Origin of the sequence: Ancylomarina sp. (assembly GCF_041555295.1) — a bacterium.
Classification (GTDB): Bacteria; Bacteroidota; Bacteroidia; order Bacteroidales; family Marinifilaceae; genus Ancylomarina.
Window position 1 is genome coordinate 1 of sequence record NZ_JBFFKR010000388.1, and the last position, 2,606, is coordinate 2,606.

At 33.8% G+C, this 2,606-nt stretch carries 2 protein-coding genes; both read left to right on the forward strand.

Annotated features, from left to right (window positions below; genetic code table 11):
* Positions 1 to 1,227, forward strand: a 1,227-nt coding sequence (locus tag ABY905_RS16290) for a DUF438 domain-containing protein (protein WP_372645781.1), incomplete at its 5' end; no start/stop codon positions are given.
* Positions 1,228 to 1,371: 144 nt separating this feature from the next.
* A complete protein-coding gene (locus tag ABY905_RS16295) occupies positions 1,372 to 2,094 on the forward strand; it encodes a YciC family protein (protein ID WP_372645783.1) in 723 nt (240 codons plus the stop codon).
* Positions 2,095 to 2,606 lie beyond the last annotated feature (512 nt).

Here is a 2,606-nt window from a genome sequence, read left to right on the forward strand (position 1 = left end):
ATGTCAGAATTTATAAATAATAATGAAGCTCGAATAAACTCTCTTTACGATTTTTGCTACCGATTAACCATAGGAGAGAAGGGGAGTGATCTGATTAAGGAACATCAAAGGGCGATTGATGATTTAACAGCCAATGATATCATTCTTGTTGTTCATCGACTTGTTGAAGCTAATTTGCCAATGGATGTTTTAAAGAAAGGCATCAATAAAGCTCTTAATGTTTTTCACAAGCAAATATTGGCTCAAAAACCTATTTCATTACCCGAAGATCATTTCTTAGTTTATTTAACAAAGGAAAATAGAGAACTTGAAAGACGATTGCAAAATCTAAAATCATGGGTTAAAGATTTCAACAATGAAAATCTAGATAGTTCAAAAGTTGCTGAGCATTTAAGGATAGGTATTGAAGATCTGATGCAAATGGAAAAGCATTATATCAGAAAAGAGAACATCCTTTTCCCTTATTTTGAAAAGGAATATCCTCAATACAAATGCCTGGGTGTTATGTGGTCTATTCACGATGATATTCGGAAAACCCAAAAGGCCTTATTATTAGCTCTTTTAGAAGTCAATTTAGATAAGAAGCATATTAATAAGCTACTCGGGGACTTATTTTTCGATATGTATGCCATTATTCTCAGAGAGGAATATCTTTTGTTCCCGATAGCTTTTAATGCTATAAATAAAGAGGCATGGGATGATATGTTGCAGCAAAGTGAGGAATTGGGTTACGCTTATATTCAGGCTCCAAAACTTAAGAAAGAAAAGAAGGTGAAAGCTGACGAATCATTTGAATCTGATTTTTTAAGTGAGAACAAATTGGAAAACACTTTGCTTAACTTCGATACAGGTTTGATGACTTTAAAACAAGCCATTCTTTTGTTGAATAATCTTCCTGTTGATATCACGATGATTGATGAGAACGATAAGGTTTGTTTCTTTTCGAATCCCAAAGAACGTTTCTTTCCTAGATCAAAGGCTATTATTGGGCGTACCGTTCAAAATTGTCATCCACCAGAGAGCGTTCACATTGTAAATGAATTGGTAGAGGCTTTTAGAGATGGTAGTAAGGACAGTGAACCCTTTTGGATAGAAATGAAAGGACGTTTTATTCTGATCCAATACTTTGCTCTTAGAGATGAAGAAGGTGCTTATAAAGGCTGTATTGAGGTGAGTCAGGATTTAACTGATATTCGTAAACTGACTGGTGAAAAGAGATTAATGTAAGATATTGCATCGAAAATATTAAAATGAAAAACAGGCTGAGATACAACATCTCAGCCTGTTTTATGTTTGTTTACAGGAAATACGTTTAAATGTTTGTCGAGGAATTGCTTATATTTACATTTAGATACCTAAATAAATTAACCGATGAAGTTAGATTACTGCAAAGACGATATGATCCTTAAGGTTTACCCAACCGTAAGTGCCTGTTTTGAAGAAGCTTTTTCCTTGATGAAAAAGCATTTTTGGATGCTGATTTTGATCATTTTTGTAGGTGCGGCTATAGAGACTCCAATGTGGCTGATGCAGCAAACTAAACCAAGTGCTGATGGTATAGACTTTACCTTTAGTTTTTTGCAATTAATACAAGTGGTTTATTATTTCGGGATAGCAACTGTGTACTCTTATGGTGTGATCCATGTCTTTACAAAGGTTGCCAGAAAAAAAGACTTTGTATTTGAGGAAACGCTCTTAGGTTTTAGAACCTATTCGAGAGTTATTCTTAGTCGATTATTAGTTATGTTGGTAGTCGGTTTAGGACTTATTCTCTTATTGATTCCCGGACTATTTCTCGCTTGTCGTCTGGTTTTTGTTCCTTATTTAATTATGGACAAAAAGCATGGTGTTGTAGATTCTCTAAAGATAAGCTACTATATGACCAGGGGCTATTTCGGGACTATTTTTGGTATGGGGATCTTATCATTTGTGATCATTATTCTTGGACTTGTTTTACTTGGTTTTGGTATTCTAATTTCTCTTGTGTGGATAAATACTGCATTTGCAGTATTCTATAATGCAGCCGAAGATCTTCACTATATTGATGCTTGTAAAGAAGCTGATGTTGTTCCAGAAGAAAAGGAAGTAGCTTAAGCTCTCTTTAAGCAACGATAACTTTACTGCCAGTAAGTTTGTAACTCGTGCGTATTCCTTTAAAGTTCATTAAACAAAAAAAAAGCGTTATATTTATTTGTTTTTTGCCTCTTGCCTAAATGGGTAAAGCAAGAAAAGTCAATTCTTGGCTTTATACCTAAATAGGTAAAGTAAGAGAAATTGGTTTTTTGATTCATACCTAAATAGGTAAAGCAATAATAATCGATTTTTTGCTCTATGCCTAAATAGGTAAATCAAGAGGGATTGATTTTCTGCTCTATACCTAAATAGGTAAAGTAACAAACATGCATTTTAAAAGCAATATAGGTAAAGCATAAGATGATATTCTGTAGAATCAATAAATACTAATTTCTTAAAACCTCTATTTATGGCATTAATTAAGAAAATCTCAACAAGTAGTCGCAATGGCGATACGTGTGCCTTGTTAACTCTTATTTTAAAAGTATTGGCAGAGGATGATTGGAGTGCAGACACTTACCTGATGCCTGTAA